This window comes from Yersinia sp. 22-579 (assembly GCF_030433455.1).
In the GTDB taxonomy this organism is placed as follows: Bacteria; Pseudomonadota; Gammaproteobacteria; order Enterobacterales; family Enterobacteriaceae; genus Yersinia; species Yersinia enterocolitica.
In genome coordinates this window covers 38359-54176 of record NZ_JAUJTZ010000006.1, presented here as the reverse complement: position 1 = coordinate 54176, position 15818 = coordinate 38359, and the positions used below count along the sequence as shown (strand labels likewise).

Here is a 15818-nt window from a genome sequence, read left to right as displayed (position 1 = left end):
TGCGCAAATGCACCTTTTTGACACTGCATATCCCGCTTGAAATGGCGGGATTTTTTTATGCAATGCTCAGGTAAACAAGCATTTATCATCGCAGGAACCGGCAGCGGCTGTGGTAAAACCACTGTGACGCTGGGTATTTTGCGGGCGCTGATGGCGCGCGGATTGTCGGTGCAGCCGTTCAAAGTTGGGCCGGACTATCTGGATACTGGCTGGCATACCGCCGTCAGTGGTGTGACGTCACGTAATCTTGATGCCTTTATGTTGCCGCCCGCCACCCTTAATGGGTTGTATAACCAGCATATGCGCCATGCCGATGTAGCGGTGATTGAAGGTGTCATGGGGTTGTATGACGGCTACGGTACTGACCCCGATTATTGCAGCAGTGCAGCGATGGCCAAGCAATTAGGCTGCCCGGTTATCTTGCTGGTGGATGGTAAAGCGGTTTCGACATCCGTTGCCGCAACCGTGCTGGGCTTTAGCCAATTTGACCCCAAGCTGACGATTGCCGGTGTGATTGTTAACCGCGTCAATTCAGAAAATCACTATCAACTTATTCGCCATGCTATCGAACGTTATTGCGGCATTCCGGTTTTGGGCCGCTTGCCGGTCATGGACGATGTTGCCTTGCCATCACGCCATTTGGGGCTGATCCCGGCACAAGAGCGAGGCGGTGCACTATCCAAACAGCCTGATAACTCGCCACGCTGGCAACAATTGGCCCAGCAGGTTGAAGCCTTTATCGATCTGGACCGCTTGTTGACCCTGACTTCAAGCACCCAACGCCCTGTTGGAACCCCACCCGGATTGCCTTCTCAAGCTTTGGCCGACGGGCTGACATTGGCCTTAGCCGAAGATGAAGCTTTTAATTTTTACTACCCCGATAACCTTGATTTGCTGGAGCAAGCTGGCGTGCGCATCCAGCGTTTCAGCCCGCTGCATGACCGCCATCTGCCGGCTTGTCAGATGATTTATCTGGGCGGCGGTTATCCCGAAATTCACGCCAGTGCACTGGCAGAGAATACCGCGATGCATGCGGTGTTACAGCAAGCCCACCGGCAGCAAATCCCGATGTATGCCGAATGTGGCGGCTTGATGTATTTGGGGGATGCTCTGACGGATGAAAGCGGACAGCGCCATCGGATGGTAGGAGTTTTGGCCGGAGAAAGCCGGATGGGAAAACGCCTGACTCGCTTTGGTTACTGTCAGGCAGAGGCCCGCAGCGACACATTACTAGCCGCGTCTGGCGAAATTCTACGCGGTCATGAGTTCCATTATTCCGATTTTACCAGCCCACTGACACCCGTTTTTGATAGCAGTAAATGGCGCGATGGTGAAGTTATTCAGCGCTGGCACAGTGGCTATCAAGTGCAACGGACTCAGGCCAGTTATCTGCATATTCACTTTGCTCAGCGCCCCGGATTATTGGATGGCTGGCTGACTGCTGCCCGGAGTGTGCTATGACCCTGAGCGCGTGGTTTGTGGCTTTCCTGTTGGACCATTGGCTCGGCGACCCGCCGCGTTGGCCGCACCCGGTGCGCTGGATGGGTAATCTGATCACGCTGTTGCAGAGAGCCATTCGCGCCGTGTGTCATAGCGAGCGGGCACTCAAATGGGGTGGTGCGGTGCTGTGGTTACTGGTGGTGGGGAGCACCTGGCTCGTCAGCTGGGGGTTTTTATGGCTGATGACAGAGATTAATCCGTGGCTCGGCTGGTTAGCACAAGTGTGGATGATTTACACCTTACTGGCCGGACGCTGCTTGAGTGACGCGGCATTAGCGGTTTTTGATGCGCTACAACACGGAACCCTGGCGCAAAGTCGCGAAAAGCTGTCATGGATTGTTGGGCGTGATACTTCGCAATTGGAGAAACCACAAATCACCCGTGCGGTGGTAGAGACCGTGGCCGAGAACAGTGTCGATGGCGTGATTGCTCCGCTGTTTTTCCTGATGCTGGGGGGGGCTCCGCTGGCAATGGCTTATAAAGCGGTAAATACCCTTGATTCGATGGTGGGATATAAAACGCCGAAATATCGTGCAATTGGCTATGTCTCTGCCCGTATGGATGATATCGCCAATTGGCTTCCTGCACGCCTCAGTTGGCTGTTACTCAGCATCGCAGCCTGGTTGATTCAGGCTGATTATCGTCAGGCGTTGCGCATTGGTTGGCGCGACCGTTATCAACACTCCAGCCCGAACTGCGCCTGGTCGGAAGCCACGGTGGCGGGAGCGTTGGGCATCCGCTTGGGTGGCCCGAATGATTACTTTGGTGAGCGGGTGGAGAAGCCGTGGATTGGCGATGAGCGGCGTGAAATCGCTCTGAGTGATATTCCACGCAGCATTCATTTGATGATGATGGCGTCGCTATTGGCCCTTTTATTGTTCGCTCTGACCCATCTGCTGTTGGTCGGTATTTAACAAGGATAACCCCATGAACTATATAAAAAACCCGCAGGAAATCGAGAAAAATAGCTTCGTTATCATTGGCGATATTATCGCCGCTGAGCGGCCAGAGACTCGGTTTGCCAGTGCGATGCATGAAGCGGTTGTCAAGCGGGTTATCCACACTACAGCGGATTTTGACTGGCTGGATATTCTGCATTTTTCACCGGATGTGCTGACCCGTATTGCTGAGGGTTTACGTCGAGGATGCACGCTGTATACCGACACGACAATGGCGATGTCGGGCATTAACAAAACACTGTTAAAGCAGATGGGATGCGAGTGTCGCTGCTATATCAGTGATCCGCGCGTGGTAGAGAGTGCGCCGGTACAGGGAATTACCCGCTCGATGGCTGCGGTAGATGTGGCGTTGGCGGAGCCGGGCGAAAAACTGTTTGTGTTCGGCAATGCGCCGACGGCGTTATTCCGTTTGTTAGAACGGCAAGCGTCCCCGGTGGCGGTCATCGGCGTGCCGGTGGGGTTTGTTGGTGCGGCGGAATCCAAAGATGCGTTGGTGGCAAGTGGTTTGCCGTGTATTGCCGCGCTGGGGCGCAAAGGGGGCAGTAACGTGGCGGCAGCCATTATCAACGCCATCCTCTATCAGTTACAAAGGACGCAACTACGGGGGGCGCTATGAGCGACGGTCTGGCCAGTGATAGCCCTATAAATGATGATATTGCGCTGCAAAACCAGCAATTAGACAGCATTTGGCACAACGGCAAGCAGTACCGTAAAGGCTATACCACCGGTTCCTGTGCCACGGCGGCGGCCAAAGTGGCGGCGCTGATGGTGTTGCGTCAGCAAGTGATTGATCAAATTTCTATTGTGACGCCTTCCGGCATCACCTTGTGTCTGAATGTTGAGCAGCCGTTGATTGAAGGTCAGCAAGCCACCGCCGCAATCCGCAAAGATGGCGGCGATGATGTTGATGCTACCCACGGCATGCTGATTTTTGCCCGCGTGACCCTCACCGAACAGACCGACATTACTCTGCGAGGCGGCGAAGGTGTGGGAACTGTTACCCGCAAAGGAATTGGGTTGCCGGTCGGCAGCAGCGCCATTAACCGCACTCCGCGCCAAACCATCGAAGCCGCAGTGCGTGAAGTCATCGGCCCATTGCGTGGCGCAGAAGTCGAAATCTTTGCGCCGGAAGGCGAGGAACGAGCGAAGAAAACCTACAACGGGCGGCTAGGGATTCTGGGCGGGATTTCCATCATCGGTACCACCGGTATTGTGACGCCAATGTCAGAAGAGAGCTGGAAACGCTCATTGGCGCTGGAGCTGGAAATGAAGCGGGCAGCCGGTGAAGAACGCGTCATTTTGGTGCCGGGTAATCACGGCGAGCGCTTTGTCCGCGACCACCTGGGGCTGGATAGCCAACGGGTGGTCACCATGAGTAATTTTGTCGGCTATATGCTGCAAGAAACCGTGCGCTTGGGGTTCCGCCGCGTTCTGTTAGTGGGGCATCCGGGCAAATTGGTCAAAGTGGCCGCCGGTATCTTCCATACCCACAGCCATATTGCTGATGGACGTATGGAGACGCTGGTGGCGCATTTGGCCTTAATGGGGGCACCATATGCGCTATTACTTGAAGTTAATCAGTGTGATACCACGGAAGCGGCAATGGAGTTAATTGCCGAGCAGGGTTGGCAGGGCGTCTATTCGCGTATCTGCGAGCGTATCTGCGAGCGTATCGCTGAGATGATGCGTTTCTCGGTTAATCCACCACAGTGCGACGCCATTTTATTCTCTTTTGATAATCAGGTGCTGGGTAGCAACCGGCCACTGGATGAGATTGTGGAGGCGTTACGATGATTACGGTGGTGGGGATTGGCCCTGGTGATGTTGATTATCTGACACCCGCAGCTCGACGGGCTATCGAACGCGCCGAAGTTCTGGTTGGCGGTAAGCGCCATCTGGAGACATTGAGCTGCGATAGTAAAGAGTCGCGCTTGTTGGATGCTGATCTATTAGGGCTATTGGAGTGGCTGGATAGCAATAAGCATCGCGCCATTGTGGTGCTGGCCTCGGGAGATCCTTTGCTGTATGGCATCGGCAAATTGCTGGCAGCAAACTTCAGCGCTGAGGAGTTGCATATCGTTCCCGGCATTAGCGCGATTCAATATTTGTGCGCCAAAGCTGCACTGGATATGAACGACCTCTTTCTTACCAGCAGTCATGGTCGTGAACCCGATTTTGACTGGATCTTCCAGCACGACAAAGTGGCGATGGTGACCGACGGCATTATTGGCCCAAGAGCTATTGCTGATGCGCTACAGCAACGTGGTCTGTCTCGTACCTTGATTATTGGTGAAAACCTCTCGCAACCCAACGAACGAATTTATCGCCTGCCAGCAGAGCAAGTGGCTGCCCGCTATGACATGAATGTGGTGGTGATCCTCAATGAAAGATGAGCTGTTCCTACGTGGGCAAAAAGTCCCGATGACCAAAGAAGCGGTGCGAGTATTGGCACTGGAACGGCTGAGTTTGTCAGATGCGACTCACTTGATTGATGTGGGGGCGGGTACTGGCAGTGTGGCATTGGAAGCGGCTTTACGTTTTCCTGATTTACGGGTGACGGCGATTGAACGGAATCCGGTAGCACTTGAGTTGATTAATGAAAATCGCCAGCGGCTAGGGTGTCGCAAGGTAGACATTATTGCCGGAGTCGCTCCTTTACCTTTATCCGATAAAGCCGATGCCATTTTTATTGGTGGCAGTGGCGGCCATCTGACCGACCTTATCGACTGGTCATTGATGATGTTAAATCCCGGTGGCCGCCTGGTATTGACCTTTATTTTGCTCAATAACCTCAATGAAGCATTAAGCCATTTACAGACCTGCGTCGTTAGCGAGCTGGATTGTGTGCAATTGCAACTCTCCACTCTGACCCCTCTGGGTAGCGGGCACTATTTTAAACCGAATAATCCTACTTATCTTATTTCCTGCCACAAGGAGGCGAGCCATGTCTGAGCATCCTAATGCCGTATCAGCATCTGTTACACCCACCTCTGCTACACCCAGTCCTGTTACACCAACATGGGATACGCAAAAAGTCTGGTTTGTTGGTGCTGGGCCGGGTGACAAAGAGCTGATCACGCTAAAAGGTTACCGCTTGCTGCAACAGGCACAGGTGGTTATCTATGCTGGATCACTTATCAATACTGAGCTGTTGGCATATTGCTCTGCCGAGGCTGAATGTCACGACAGCGCGGGATTAAATTTGGAACAAATCATCACACTGATGGTGGAGGGTGTGCAGGCGGGCAAGCTGGTGGTGCGGTTACAAACCGGTGATCTCTCTTTGTATGGCTCGATTCGTGAACAGGGCGAAGTCTTGGGCGAACACGGCATCGGCTTTGTGTCAGTACCCGGTGTCAGTGCTTTCTTGGGCGCAGCGGCACAACTAGGGGTGGAATACACCGTACCTGAAGTGGCGCAAAGCTTAATTATCACCCGTATCGAGGGGCGCACTCCGATGCCGCCACTGGAACAACTGGAAGCTTTTGCCGCTCATCAAACTTCAATGGCTATTTTCTTGTCGGTACAGGAAATGGACCGAGTGGCCGATCGCTTAATCGCCGGTGGTTATCCCGCGGATACGCCAGTCGCAGTGGTATACAAAGCGACTTGGGCTGAAAGCCGTACAGTCCGCGGCACACTGGCGGATATCGCCGAGTTGGTTCGCGCGGCAGCCATTCATAAAACTGCTCTGATTTTGGTGGGGGCATTCCTCGGTGATGAATACCACTATTCCAAACTCTATGACGCGGGGTTTAGCCATGAATATCGTCAAGCCTGAATCAATCGCGGTATTTTGCCTGACACCCGGTGGTGTGCGGCTGGCGCGACGCCTGCAAACTCACTTGCCGCTGACCTGTTTTACCAGTGACAAATTGCTGGAAGAGGGTTTTTTGCCCTTTAACGGCAGTTTTGGCGACACCCTTCGTGAAGCATTTAAACAGTATTCAGCACTGGTGGTGGTCGGAGCTATTGGCCTAACGGTGCGGGTTATCGCGCCGCTGGTAAACGACAAAATGACCGACCCTGCGGTGGTGGTGATTGATGAGCGCGGGCAACACGTCGTCAGTTTGTTGTCGGGGCATGTGGGTGGAGCGAATACCCTAACCCGCTACCTTGCTGGCATTTTGGGGGCTGACCCGGTGATAACCACCGCCACCGATGTTAACGAGATGGCGGCGCTGGACACACTGGCAACCCAGCTGGATGCCGAAATGCAAGATTTCCGCCACGCGGTCAAAGTGGTCAATCAAATGTTGGTCAGTAACCAGAAAGTCGGGCTGTGGTGGGACACGCCGCTGTTGGCGGAACGTGAGCGCTGCGACACGCGGGGGTTCGTGCCGGTTGATTGTTTGGATCAACTTAGTTTGGATCCACTTAGTTTGGAGCAACGCCCCCCATTAGACGCCTTAGTGTGCATCACGTTGCGCGACACTCTGCCGCTGCCCGCTGATCAACTGGCGACGTTGCCAGTTTATAAGCTGGTGCCACGCCGGGTAGTGGCGGGAATTGGTTGCCGCCGTGCCACCTCTCTGCAAACGCTGGTTGAATTACTGCAACAGCAAATGGCAGAAAATCATTTTGATATCATGGCATTGCGCGCGATTGGCAGCGTCACTATCAAAAAAGATGAACCGGCGCTGCATCAATTGGCTAAATGCTGGCGAGTCCCGTTCGAACTGTTCAGCGTCGGCGAACTGAGCCGCCATGAACAACGTTTCCCTGCTTCTGATTTTGTCCGCCAAACGGTGGGTGTCGGTAGCGTTTCACAACCGGTCGCCTGGCTGATGAGCGACGGTAAATTGGTTGGCAATACTCTGCGTCAGCAGGGCGTCACCATCACTCTGGGAGTATCGCATTAATGTTAACCGTAATTGGCATTGGGCCAGGCAGTGAATCAATGATGACGCAGGACGCTATCGCCGCTATTCGCGAAGCAGAAATTATTGTCGGTTACAAAACCTATACCCATCTGGTCAAATCAATGACCCTGGATAAACAGGTGATTAAAACTGGCATGTGTAAAGAGATTGAGCGCTGTCAGGCGGCGATTGACCTGGCACTGGCCGGTCATAACGTGGCGCTTATCAGCAGTGGCGATGCCGGTATTTACGGCATGGCGGGTTTGGTGTTGGAGCTGGTCACACAGCAACAGTTGGAGTTAGAAGTCCGGTTGGTAGCCGGTATTACCGCCAGTATCGCGGCGGCCTCACTGCTCGGCGCACCGCTGATGCATGACTTTTGTCATATCAGCCTGAGTGATTTGATGACGCCGTGGGAAGTGATTGAAAAACGCATTATCGCAGCGGCACAAGCCGATTTTGTTATCTGCTTCTATAACCCGCGCAGCCGTGGCCGCGAAGGGCATTTAGCACGGGCGTTCGAGCTGATGCAGCCGTGGAAGAAAGCCGCAACGCCAGTGGGTGTGGTGAAGGCGGCAGGGCGCAAAAAACAGGAAAAATGGCTAACCACAATAGGTGAAATGGATTTTGAACCGGTGGATATGACCAGTTTGGTGATTGTTGGCAATCAGGCCACTTATTGCCGCAATGGACTGATGATAACGCCACGGGGCTATTCATTATAAAGGGGAATTCATTATGACGGGCGATTCATTATGACCCACGACCATCCGCCGATTCATATTTTTGGCGGCACCAGTGATGCCCGGCTGATTTGCCAACTGCTGGACGAATTTGGCGAGCGCTACAGCCTGTCGGTCGCTACCGATGCGGGTAAACAACTGGCGGGCGATATTGGCGGCGAGGTATTGGTCGGGCGGATGGATGCAGCGCAAATGGCCGATTTTCTTATCACCAGACAGGTGCAGTGGGTAGTTGATGCTTCACACCCCTACGCCGACCTGCTCAGTGACAATGTGGCCACCGCTTGCGGGCAATCAAATGTAGTACTGACGCGTTATCAGCGCCCGAGTGAAATTGACGCTATTCATCATCCGCAGCTCTACAAAGTAGACAGTGCAGCGGCAGCGTGCGCCGTGGCGCAAGGTTTAGGGCCGCGAGTGCTCTTGACCACCGGCAGCAAGCAGTTGGCGGAGTATCAACAGCGGCTGACCGGTAAAACCTTGTTAGCGCGAGTGCTGCCAACGGCTGAAGTGCTGAGCCAATGTGAGGCTCTGGGGTTGGGGGTAGACAATATTATCGCGCTGCGTGGGCCATTCAGCGCGCAATTCAATCATGCGCTGTATGAGTTTTGCCAGCCAGATGTGGTTATCACCAAGGAGTCTGGCGCACAAGGTGGCTACCAGGAAAAAGTGGCTCCCTGTCTGGCACTGAATATTCCCTGCATTGTGGTGCGCCGTCCGGCCGCCGTGGTGTTGGGCAGTCTAGGGCAACAAGTGACTTCATTGGATGAATTTACCCGACATCTGATGCACTGGCAGCAATCTGGCCCACTGGCAAGAACAACGAGGACAACAAAATGAAAAAAGCACTGTTGGTGATCAGTTTCGGTACCAGTTATGAACACACCCGCCAAAAGAACATTGAAGCTTGTGAGCAACAGCTATCGACGGCTTATAGCGATCGCGATGTGTTCCGCGCCTTTACCTCAGAAATGATCATTCGCAAGCTACGTAAACGCGATGGTTTGTTGATCAATAACCCGCGAGAAGCACTGAAACACCTGGCTGAACAGGGTTATCAAGATGTGGCTATTCAATCACTGCATGTGATTAATGGCGATGAATACGAAAAAATCGCTACTGAAGTGCGCGGTTTTAGCGACTGTTTTCATCATCTGGTATTGGGCACACCACTGTTAAGCAGCTTTGCCGATTACCAGCAATTATTAGTGGCACTGCAAGCACAAATGCCTCCGTTGGCGGCGGATGAGCGGGTGGTATTTATGGGCCACGGGGCCAGTCACTTCGCCTTTTCTGCTTATGCCTGCCTTGACCATTTAATGACTTCTCTCAACTTCCCTGCTTTGGTGGGGGCGGTGGAAAGTTATCCGGAAATCGGCCACATCATTAGCCGCTTACAGCAGCAGGGGGTGCGCAAAGTGCATCTGATGCCATTGATGCTGGTGGCCGGTGATCACGCCATCAATGACATGGCTTCTGAAGAGCCGGATTCATGGCGTTCACAACTGGAAGCTGCGGGTATCAGTGCGCAATCATGGCTGCAAGGATTGGGAGAGAATCCATTGATTCGCCAGATGTTTGTTCAGCATCTGGCGAGTGCATTGCAGCAAAAACAGCAGGAGGCAGCGTAATGAGCGGCAGACTTTATGCATTGGGTGTTGGCCCCGGAGCCAGCGATTTAATCACCGTGCGGGCGGCGCGGCTGATAGCCAAACTGGATGTGCTATATGCCCCGGCAGGGCGTAAAGGCGGTGACAGTCTGGCACTGTCAATTGTGCGCGAATATTTATCACCTAACACCGAAATCCGCACCTGCCATTTCCCGATGAGCGCCGATGACAGCGAAAAGCAGGCGGTGTGGGATGAGGTGGCACAACAGCTGCAAGCGGAAGTTGCGCAGGGTCGTCAGGTGGGTTTTATCACCCTCGGCGACGCTATGTTATTTAGCACATGGGTATTTTTGCTAGAACGTATTGGTCGGCCAGATTGGTTGGAAATTGTCCCCGGAGTCACTTCCTTTGCCGCCATTGCCTCACGTGCCGCATTGCCCTTGGCGATGGAGCAACAATCGCTGGCGGTTATGTCTTGCACTGCCCCAGAAGCCGAGCTGGAACGCGCTTTGCGCGATCACGACTGCGTAGTGCTGATGAAAGTATATGGCCGTTTTGCACAAATTCAGGCGTTATTGGGCCGGTTAAATCTGTTCCCGCATGCGCTGTTGATGTCTGAAGCTTCATTACCCGGCGAGGTGTGCTGGCGTCAGTTGGATACCCTTGCCGCTGACCAGCCATTGCCCTATTTCTCGACCATTTTAGTCAATAAACAGCAGCGAGTTATTTAAAAACAAATAGTTATCTAATTTTACTTAGATACTCAACGTTATAGGAGTCACTCATGGAAATGGAAAGACAGTTAAAAAAACTATCGTTTACCGGGGTTACGATGGCAATCCTGCTAACGATTGCCCCGAATGATGTTTTTGCCATGCACATCATGGAAGGTTTTTTACCGCCGATGTGGGCGCTGGCTTGGTGGATACTGTTCCTGCCGTGTTTGTTTATGGGGCTGGTTCGTTTGAAACAGATTGTCGCTGAAGACAGCAATCAAAAAGTCCTGTTAGCGCTGTGCGGCGCCTTTATTTTCGTGTTATCGGCACTGAAAATTCCATCGGTGACCGGCAGTTGTTCGCATCCGACCGGCGTCGGGCTGGCGGTTATTCTGTTTGGGCCGGTAGTGGTGGCGGTATTGGGGGCCATTGTGCTGCTGTTCCAGGCATTATTACTGGCGCACGGCGGCCTGACAACCTTGGGTGCTAACGGCATGTCAATGGCGGTTATTGGGCCAGTAGTGGGTTATCTGGTGTGGAAGTTGGCCTGTAAAGCGGGATTGCGCCGCGACGTCGGGGTATTTCTTTGCGCCATGCTCGCAGATTTAACCACTTACTTTGTCACCTCGGTACAGCTTGGTCTGGCTTTCCCTGATCCGCAATTTGGTGTCAGCGGTTCGATTATCAAGTTTATGGGGGTGTTCTGCATTACCCAGATCCCGATAGCCATCGCTGAAGGCTTGCTGACAGTGATGATTTACGACCAATTAACCAAACGTCAGTTAATCCACGCAGGGACTCACTAACATGAAAAAGACGCTTATTTTGCTGGCGATGGTGATCGCTCTGGTCATAATGCCGTTCTTTATTAATCACGGTGGTGAATATGGTGGCTCAGATGGTGAAGCCGAAACGCTGATTCAGACTACCGCACCTCATTATCAGCCGTGGTTCACGCCGTTATATGAACCCGCCAGTGGTGAAATTGAAAGCCTGCTGTTTACCCTACAAGGTTCCATTGGGGCAGCGGTGATTTTCTATATCTTGGGCTATTACCGGGGGAAACGCGGTGAGCATGCTGGGGATTGATAAACTAAGTTATCAAAGCCGCTGGCGACAGGCCGATCCAATGGGAAAATTGGTGCTATATGCCGTTTTCCTGTTGGCCGCCATGCTTAGCCCGCCGATGTATCAGGCGCTGCTCTTGGTGTTTATCGCCGCCCTGACATGTTACCTGTTGCGGGTGGGGCCACGCCGTTACTTACGCTGGCTGGCAATACCGCTCTCTTTCCTATTGGTGGGGTTGGTCACGATTGTGATATCACTCTCGCGCCAACCGGAGAACCTGTGGTGGGGGATGCAGATAGGGCATTGGTGGCTGGGGCTTGATAAAGTCGGATTAACCACCGCCAATCAAACGCTATGGCGTAGTTTGGCGGCATTGGCGGCCACTTTTTGGTTTGTGCTGAATACGCCATTCCCGCAGCTTATACAAATATTGAAGCGCTGCCATGCCCCCCGATTGCTGACCGAGCAAATCCTGCTGACCTGGCGTTTTATTTTTATTTTAATTGAGGAGGCCGCCGCGATCCATCAGGCGCAGTCTCTGCGATTTGGTTATATCTCATTGCGTACCGGCTACCATTCGCTGGCAATGTTGGTCGGTATGCTATTTACCCGCGTGATGATTCGCTATCAGCAAATGGTCATCTCGCTGGATATGAAACTCTATCAGGGCGATTTCCACCTGTAAGGCAGGATGTAATGTTAGCCACCAGGCAGTTAGGTTTCAGCTATCAGGAAGAGCAGGTATTGCACGACTTGACACTGGATTTCAGTCAGCATGCGGTCACCGGTGTCTTGGGGGCTAATGGTTGTGGCAAATCCACCTTATTTATGAACTTGACCGGTATTTTGCAACCGCAACAGGGCGCGGTGTTGTGGCAAGGTGAGCCGCTCAGTTATAAGAAAGCCAACTTACGTGAATTGCGTCAGCGTGTCACCACGGTATTTCAAGATCCGGAACAGCAGATTTTTTATACCGATATTGATAGTGATATTGCCTTCAGCCTGCGCAATTTGGGGATGCCCGAAGAGATTATTGCGCAGCGGGTTGACCGGGCGTTGACTTTGGTAGATGCGCAAGGATTTCGCCATAAATCTATCCAGCACTTGAGTCATGGGCAGAAAAAACGGGTGGCCATTGCCGGTGCGCTGGTGATGGAGGCAGAGTATCTGCTACTGGATGAACCCACAGCCGGATTGGACCCGGCCGGTCGGCAGCATATGATTACTATCATTGAACGTATTGTCGCAGAGGGAAAACGCGTTATTCTCTCCAGCCATGATATCGATCTGATTTATAAGGTCTGTGATTACCTTTATGTCTTATCGCATGGCCACCTGATGATTGCCGGTGAAACAACCGAAGTGTTCCTACAACAGGAAAAACTGCAAGCCGCCGGGCTGGTTCAGCCGTGGTTGGTCAAAATGCACAGTGAGCTGGGTTTGCCGCTGTGCAAAACGGAAGAACAACTCTTCGCGCTGATGCGTCAACGCGAAACGGAGGAGGCGCGATGAGTCGGCCAGTGATGAATTTATCAATCATGGTGCAGGGCACGGCATCTGACGTGGGTAAAAGTGTGTTAGTGGCCGGGCTGTGCCGCATCTTTATGCAAGATGGCTATCGCTGTGCACCGTTTAAATCGCAGAATATGGCACTCAATTCGGGCATTACCCCGCAGGGGGAAGAGATGGGGCGGGCGCAGATTTTTCAGGCCGAAGCGGCCGGCATTGCCCCAGATGTTCGCATGAATCCAGTACTGCTCAAACCCACCAGTGACCGTAAGGCGCAGGTGGTTTTAATGGGCAAAGTTGCCTGCAATATGGATGCGGTGGAATACCATCAGTACAAACCGCAATTGCAGCAGCAAATCAGCGAGGTTTACCACAGTTTGGCACGCGAATATGACGTCATGGTGCTGGAAGGTGCAGGCAGCCCGGCGGAAATTAATCTGCGTGACCGCGATATCGTCAATATGGGTATGGCTGAAATGGCAGACGCGCCGGTATTACTGGTGGCGGACATTGACAGAGGCGGCGTGTTTGCCTCTATCTATGGCACTCTGGCGCTGCTGCATCCCCATGAAAAAGCCCGCGTCAAAGGGGTGATAATCAATAAATTTCGTGGCCATATCGCACTGCTGACCCCAGGCCTGGAACAGATTGAAGCCCTGACCCATGTCCCCGTACTGGGGGTGATGCCGTGGCTGGATATAGATTTAGAAGATGAAGATGGTGTCGCTCTGCAAAATGGCAAATATCAGGATACGGCAGAAAAGGCACTGGATATTGCGGTGATCCGCTTGCCTCATATCGCTAACTTTACTGATTTTAATGCGCTGGCCGCGCAACCGGATGTGCGCCTGCGCTATGTATCGCAGTTGTCGGAGTTGGGCCAGCCGGATTTGATTATTTTGCCGGGCAGCAAGAATACGCTGGGTGATTTGCAATGGCTGCACCACTGCGGGTTGGCGGCAGCGTTACTGAAGCTACATCAGCGTAATGTACCGGTGATAGGCATTTGCGGTGGTTATCAAATGCTGGGAAAACGCATTATTGATGGCGTGGAGTCGGGCCTTGAACAGATGGATGGCTTGGGGTTGCTGGATGTGGAAACCGAGTTCGCGCCAGATAAAGTCACCACGCGCGTTAGCGGTTATTGTCAGATTGGCCTGCCAGGCATATTGAAAAACTGTGGTGATCACCCGCTGGAAGGTTATGAAATCCATATGGGTGTCTCCCATCTGGGCAGTGATGCCATACCTTTTGCACAGCTAACTTTACGTAACGGACAAGCCGAGCAGTGGGTGGATGGCGCGGTGAATGGCGATGGTAGCGTATTGGGCAGCTATATCCACGGGCTATTTGACAGCCACCACTTTACCCGCGCGCTATTAGATAGCCTGCGTCAACGCAAAGGGCTGGCTGCTTTTGATGGCGTGACAGTGAATTATGCTGAACATAAACAGCAACAGTTCGATATTCTGGCAGCACAGATGCGTGAGCATATTGATATTGATAGGATTTTCAAACTAATGAAACAGCATCAACAGGAGCGCGCACAGTGATTTTGATTACCGGAGGGGCGCGCAGTGGCAAGAGTTCATTGGCCGAACGTTTGGCGGTACAAGCTGCCGAACGGGTATTTTACATTGCGACCTCAGTGGTAACAGATGCGGAAATGGCAGAGCGGGTTGCTTTACACCGTGTCAGCCGCCCGGCGCATTGGCGTACCTGGGAAGGCTATCGTGATCTCGGAGTGGTGCTGGAAAAGCACGTCGAACCAGGCGAAGCCGTTATGTTGGAATGCATTACCACACTGATTACCAATTTGCTGTTTGAACTGGCGGGGGATACGCCACCGGAACAGATGGATTTTACCGCGCTTGAAGCGGGTATTTCGCAGCAAATTACTGAGTTGTTGGCGGCTTGTGCTCGCAGTAGTGCGCCTATTTATCTGGTGACCAACGAGCTGGGCATGGGGATCGTACCGGAAAATCGCCTGGCGCGGCATTTTCGTGATATTGCCGGGCGAGTCAATCAGCGATTGGCAGCGGCGGCTGATGAGGTGTTTTTAGTGATTTCGGGTATTGAGGTTAAGATTAAATGAGCCTGCGTCTATTTCTCGCAACATTGCAGTTTATGACCCGCATTCCGGTGCCAGAGCGCTGGACGCAAGGGCTGGCGCTGGATAACTACGAGCGCGGTATTATCGGTTTTCCGTTTATCGGCCTGATTGTTGGGGTGATCGGTGGGGTGGTTTTCACTCTGCTGGCTCCGTGGTGCGGTGTGCCATTGGCGGCGTTGGGATATGTCCTGGCGTTGGCACTGGTTACTGGTGCTTTTCATCTCGACGGGCTGGCAGATACCTGTGATGGGGTGTTTTCTGCCCGCAAGCGCGAGCAAATGCTGGAAATCATGCGCGACAGCCGCCTCGGTACCAACGGTGGTTTGGCGCTGATATTTATCGTGGTGGCGAAAGTGCTGGTGGTCAGTGAGTTAGCGCTGCGTGGTGCACCGATGCTACTGATGCTCACCGCCGCCTCAGTGGCCGGGCGCACGGTAATTGTGCTGTTGATGTATCGCCAACGCTATGCGCGCGAAGGTAATGGATTAGGCAACATTTACATCGGTAAAGTGACAGGGAAACAAACGCTTGTCACCTTGGCCGGTGGTGCGATATTAACCCTATTACTGGGTCAAAGCGCGGCGCTGTTGGCGTTGGTGATTAGCATGGCGCTGGTGTTGTTATTGGCAACCTACCTGCGCCGCCGTCTGGGCGGACAAACCGGTGACACGCTGGGCGCGGCAGCCGAAGTGGGTGAGTTGGTATTCCTACTGGCGTTGCTGTAACACGATCTGTTTT

General features: G+C 53.1%; 19 protein-coding genes. All 19 read left to right on the top strand.

The window, feature by feature from the left end:
* Positions 1 to 57: 57 nt before the first annotated feature.
* From QSV56_RS08780 to cobS, 19 genes are read left to right on the top strand one after another with little or no spacing between them, the layout of a single operon-like run.
* Positions 58 to 1461: a cobyrinate a,c-diamide synthase gene (locus tag QSV56_RS08780; protein WP_050122657.1), complete on the top strand. Its 1404-nt coding sequence runs from the start codon at positions 58 to 60 to the stop codon at positions 1459 to 1461.
* Positions 1458 to 2414 (top strand): adenosylcobinamide-phosphate synthase CbiB, encoded by a 957-nt coding sequence (gene cbiB / locus QSV56_RS08775; RefSeq protein WP_050131431.1) that lies wholly within the window; start codon positions 1458 to 1460, stop codon positions 2412 to 2414. Before QSV56_RS08780 ends, cbiB begins: the two co-directional genes overlap by 4 nt.
* A 13-nt stretch (positions 2415 to 2427) precedes the next feature.
* On the top strand, positions 2428 to 3075 hold the full coding sequence (locus QSV56_RS08770; RefSeq protein ID WP_019082788.1) for a cobalt-precorrin-8 methylmutase: 648 nt from the start codon (positions 2428 to 2430) through the stop codon (positions 3073 to 3075).
* Positions 3072 to 4253 (top strand): cobalt-precorrin-5B (C(1))-methyltransferase CbiD, encoded by a 1182-nt coding sequence (cbiD, locus tag QSV56_RS08765; protein WP_050122662.1) that lies wholly within the window; start codon positions 3072 to 3074, stop codon positions 4251 to 4253. The genes QSV56_RS08770 and cbiD overlap by 4 nt, the downstream gene beginning before the upstream one ends.
* On the top strand, positions 4250 to 4852 hold the full coding sequence (locus tag QSV56_RS08760) for a cobalt-precorrin-7 (C(5))-methyltransferase (RefSeq protein ID WP_046051235.1): 603 nt from the start codon (positions 4250 to 4252) through the stop codon (positions 4850 to 4852). The genes cbiD and QSV56_RS08760 overlap by 4 nt, the downstream gene beginning before the upstream one ends.
* Entirely contained in the window at positions 4842 to 5411 is a 570-nt protein-coding gene (locus QSV56_RS08755) for a decarboxylating cobalt-precorrin-6B (C(15))-methyltransferase (RefSeq protein ID WP_019080979.1), read from the top strand. The genes QSV56_RS08760 and QSV56_RS08755 overlap by 11 nt, the downstream gene beginning before the upstream one ends.
* Positions 5404 to 6240 carry a cobalt-precorrin-4 methyltransferase gene (locus QSV56_RS08750; protein ID WP_071843386.1) on the top strand — a complete coding sequence of 279 codons (837 nt, stop codon included), beginning with the start codon at positions 5404 to 5406 and terminating at the stop codon, positions 6238 to 6240. The genes QSV56_RS08755 and QSV56_RS08750 overlap by 8 nt, the downstream gene beginning before the upstream one ends.
* Positions 6221 to 7321, top strand: coding sequence for a cobalt-precorrin 5A hydrolase (gene cbiG, locus QSV56_RS08745; protein ID WP_050131429.1), 1101 nt, complete (start codon positions 6221 to 6223; stop codon positions 7319 to 7321). Before QSV56_RS08750 ends, cbiG begins: the two co-directional genes overlap by 20 nt.
* On the top strand, positions 7321 to 8046 hold the full coding sequence (locus tag QSV56_RS08740; protein ID WP_019080976.1) for a precorrin-3B C(17)-methyltransferase: 726 nt from the start codon (positions 7321 to 7323) through the stop codon (positions 8044 to 8046). Before cbiG ends, QSV56_RS08740 begins: the two co-directional genes overlap by 1 nt.
* A gap of 30 nt (positions 8047 to 8076) precedes the next feature.
* Positions 8077 to 8904 carry a cobalt-precorrin-6A reductase gene (locus tag QSV56_RS08735; protein WP_019082792.1) on the top strand — a complete coding sequence of 276 codons (828 nt, stop codon included), beginning with the start codon at positions 8077 to 8079 and terminating at the stop codon, positions 8902 to 8904.
* Positions 8901 to 9695, top strand: coding sequence for a sirohydrochlorin cobaltochelatase (locus QSV56_RS08730; protein WP_019082793.1), 795 nt, complete (start codon positions 8901 to 8903; stop codon positions 9693 to 9695). The genes QSV56_RS08735 and QSV56_RS08730 overlap by 4 nt, the downstream gene beginning before the upstream one ends.
* Entirely contained in the window at positions 9695 to 10405 is a 711-nt protein-coding gene (locus QSV56_RS08725; RefSeq protein WP_019080973.1) for a cobalt-factor II C(20)-methyltransferase, read from the top strand. Before QSV56_RS08730 ends, QSV56_RS08725 begins: the two co-directional genes overlap by 1 nt.
* A gap of 53 nt (positions 10406 to 10458) precedes the next feature.
* Positions 10459 to 11196 carry a cobalt ECF transporter S component CbiM gene (gene cbiM / locus QSV56_RS08720; RefSeq protein WP_019080972.1) on the top strand — a complete coding sequence of 246 codons (738 nt, stop codon included), beginning with the start codon at positions 10459 to 10461 and terminating at the stop codon, positions 11194 to 11196.
* A 1-nt stretch (position 11197) separates the two neighbouring features.
* A complete protein-coding gene (locus tag QSV56_RS08715) occupies positions 11198 to 11479 on the top strand; it encodes an energy-coupling factor ABC transporter substrate-binding protein (protein ID WP_004699340.1) in 282 nt (93 codons plus the stop codon).
* Positions 11466 to 12143, top strand: coding sequence for an energy-coupling factor ABC transporter transmembrane protein (locus QSV56_RS08710; protein ID WP_019080971.1), 678 nt, complete (start codon positions 11466 to 11468; stop codon positions 12141 to 12143). The genes QSV56_RS08715 and QSV56_RS08710 overlap by 14 nt, the downstream gene beginning before the upstream one ends.
* Positions 12144 to 12154: 11 nt before the next feature.
* Entirely contained in the window at positions 12155 to 12970 is an 816-nt protein-coding gene (locus tag QSV56_RS08705; RefSeq protein ID WP_004699338.1) for an ATP-binding cassette domain-containing protein, read from the top strand.
* 11 nt (positions 12971 to 12981) lie between these two features.
* Positions 12982 to 14520: a cobyric acid synthase gene (locus QSV56_RS08700; protein WP_301212168.1), complete on the top strand. Its 1539-nt coding sequence runs from the start codon at positions 12982 to 12984 to the stop codon at positions 14518 to 14520.
* Positions 14517 to 15062 carry a bifunctional adenosylcobinamide kinase/adenosylcobinamide-phosphate guanylyltransferase gene (cobU, locus tag QSV56_RS08695; RefSeq protein WP_050163748.1) on the top strand — a complete coding sequence of 182 codons (546 nt, stop codon included), beginning with the start codon at positions 14517 to 14519 and terminating at the stop codon, positions 15060 to 15062. The genes QSV56_RS08700 and cobU overlap by 4 nt, the downstream gene beginning before the upstream one ends.
* Positions 15059 to 15805 (top strand): adenosylcobinamide-GDP ribazoletransferase, encoded by a 747-nt coding sequence (gene cobS / locus QSV56_RS08690; protein ID WP_050131425.1) that lies wholly within the window; start codon positions 15059 to 15061, stop codon positions 15803 to 15805. Before cobU ends, cobS begins: the two co-directional genes overlap by 4 nt.
* Positions 15806 to 15818: the final 13 nt, after the last annotated feature.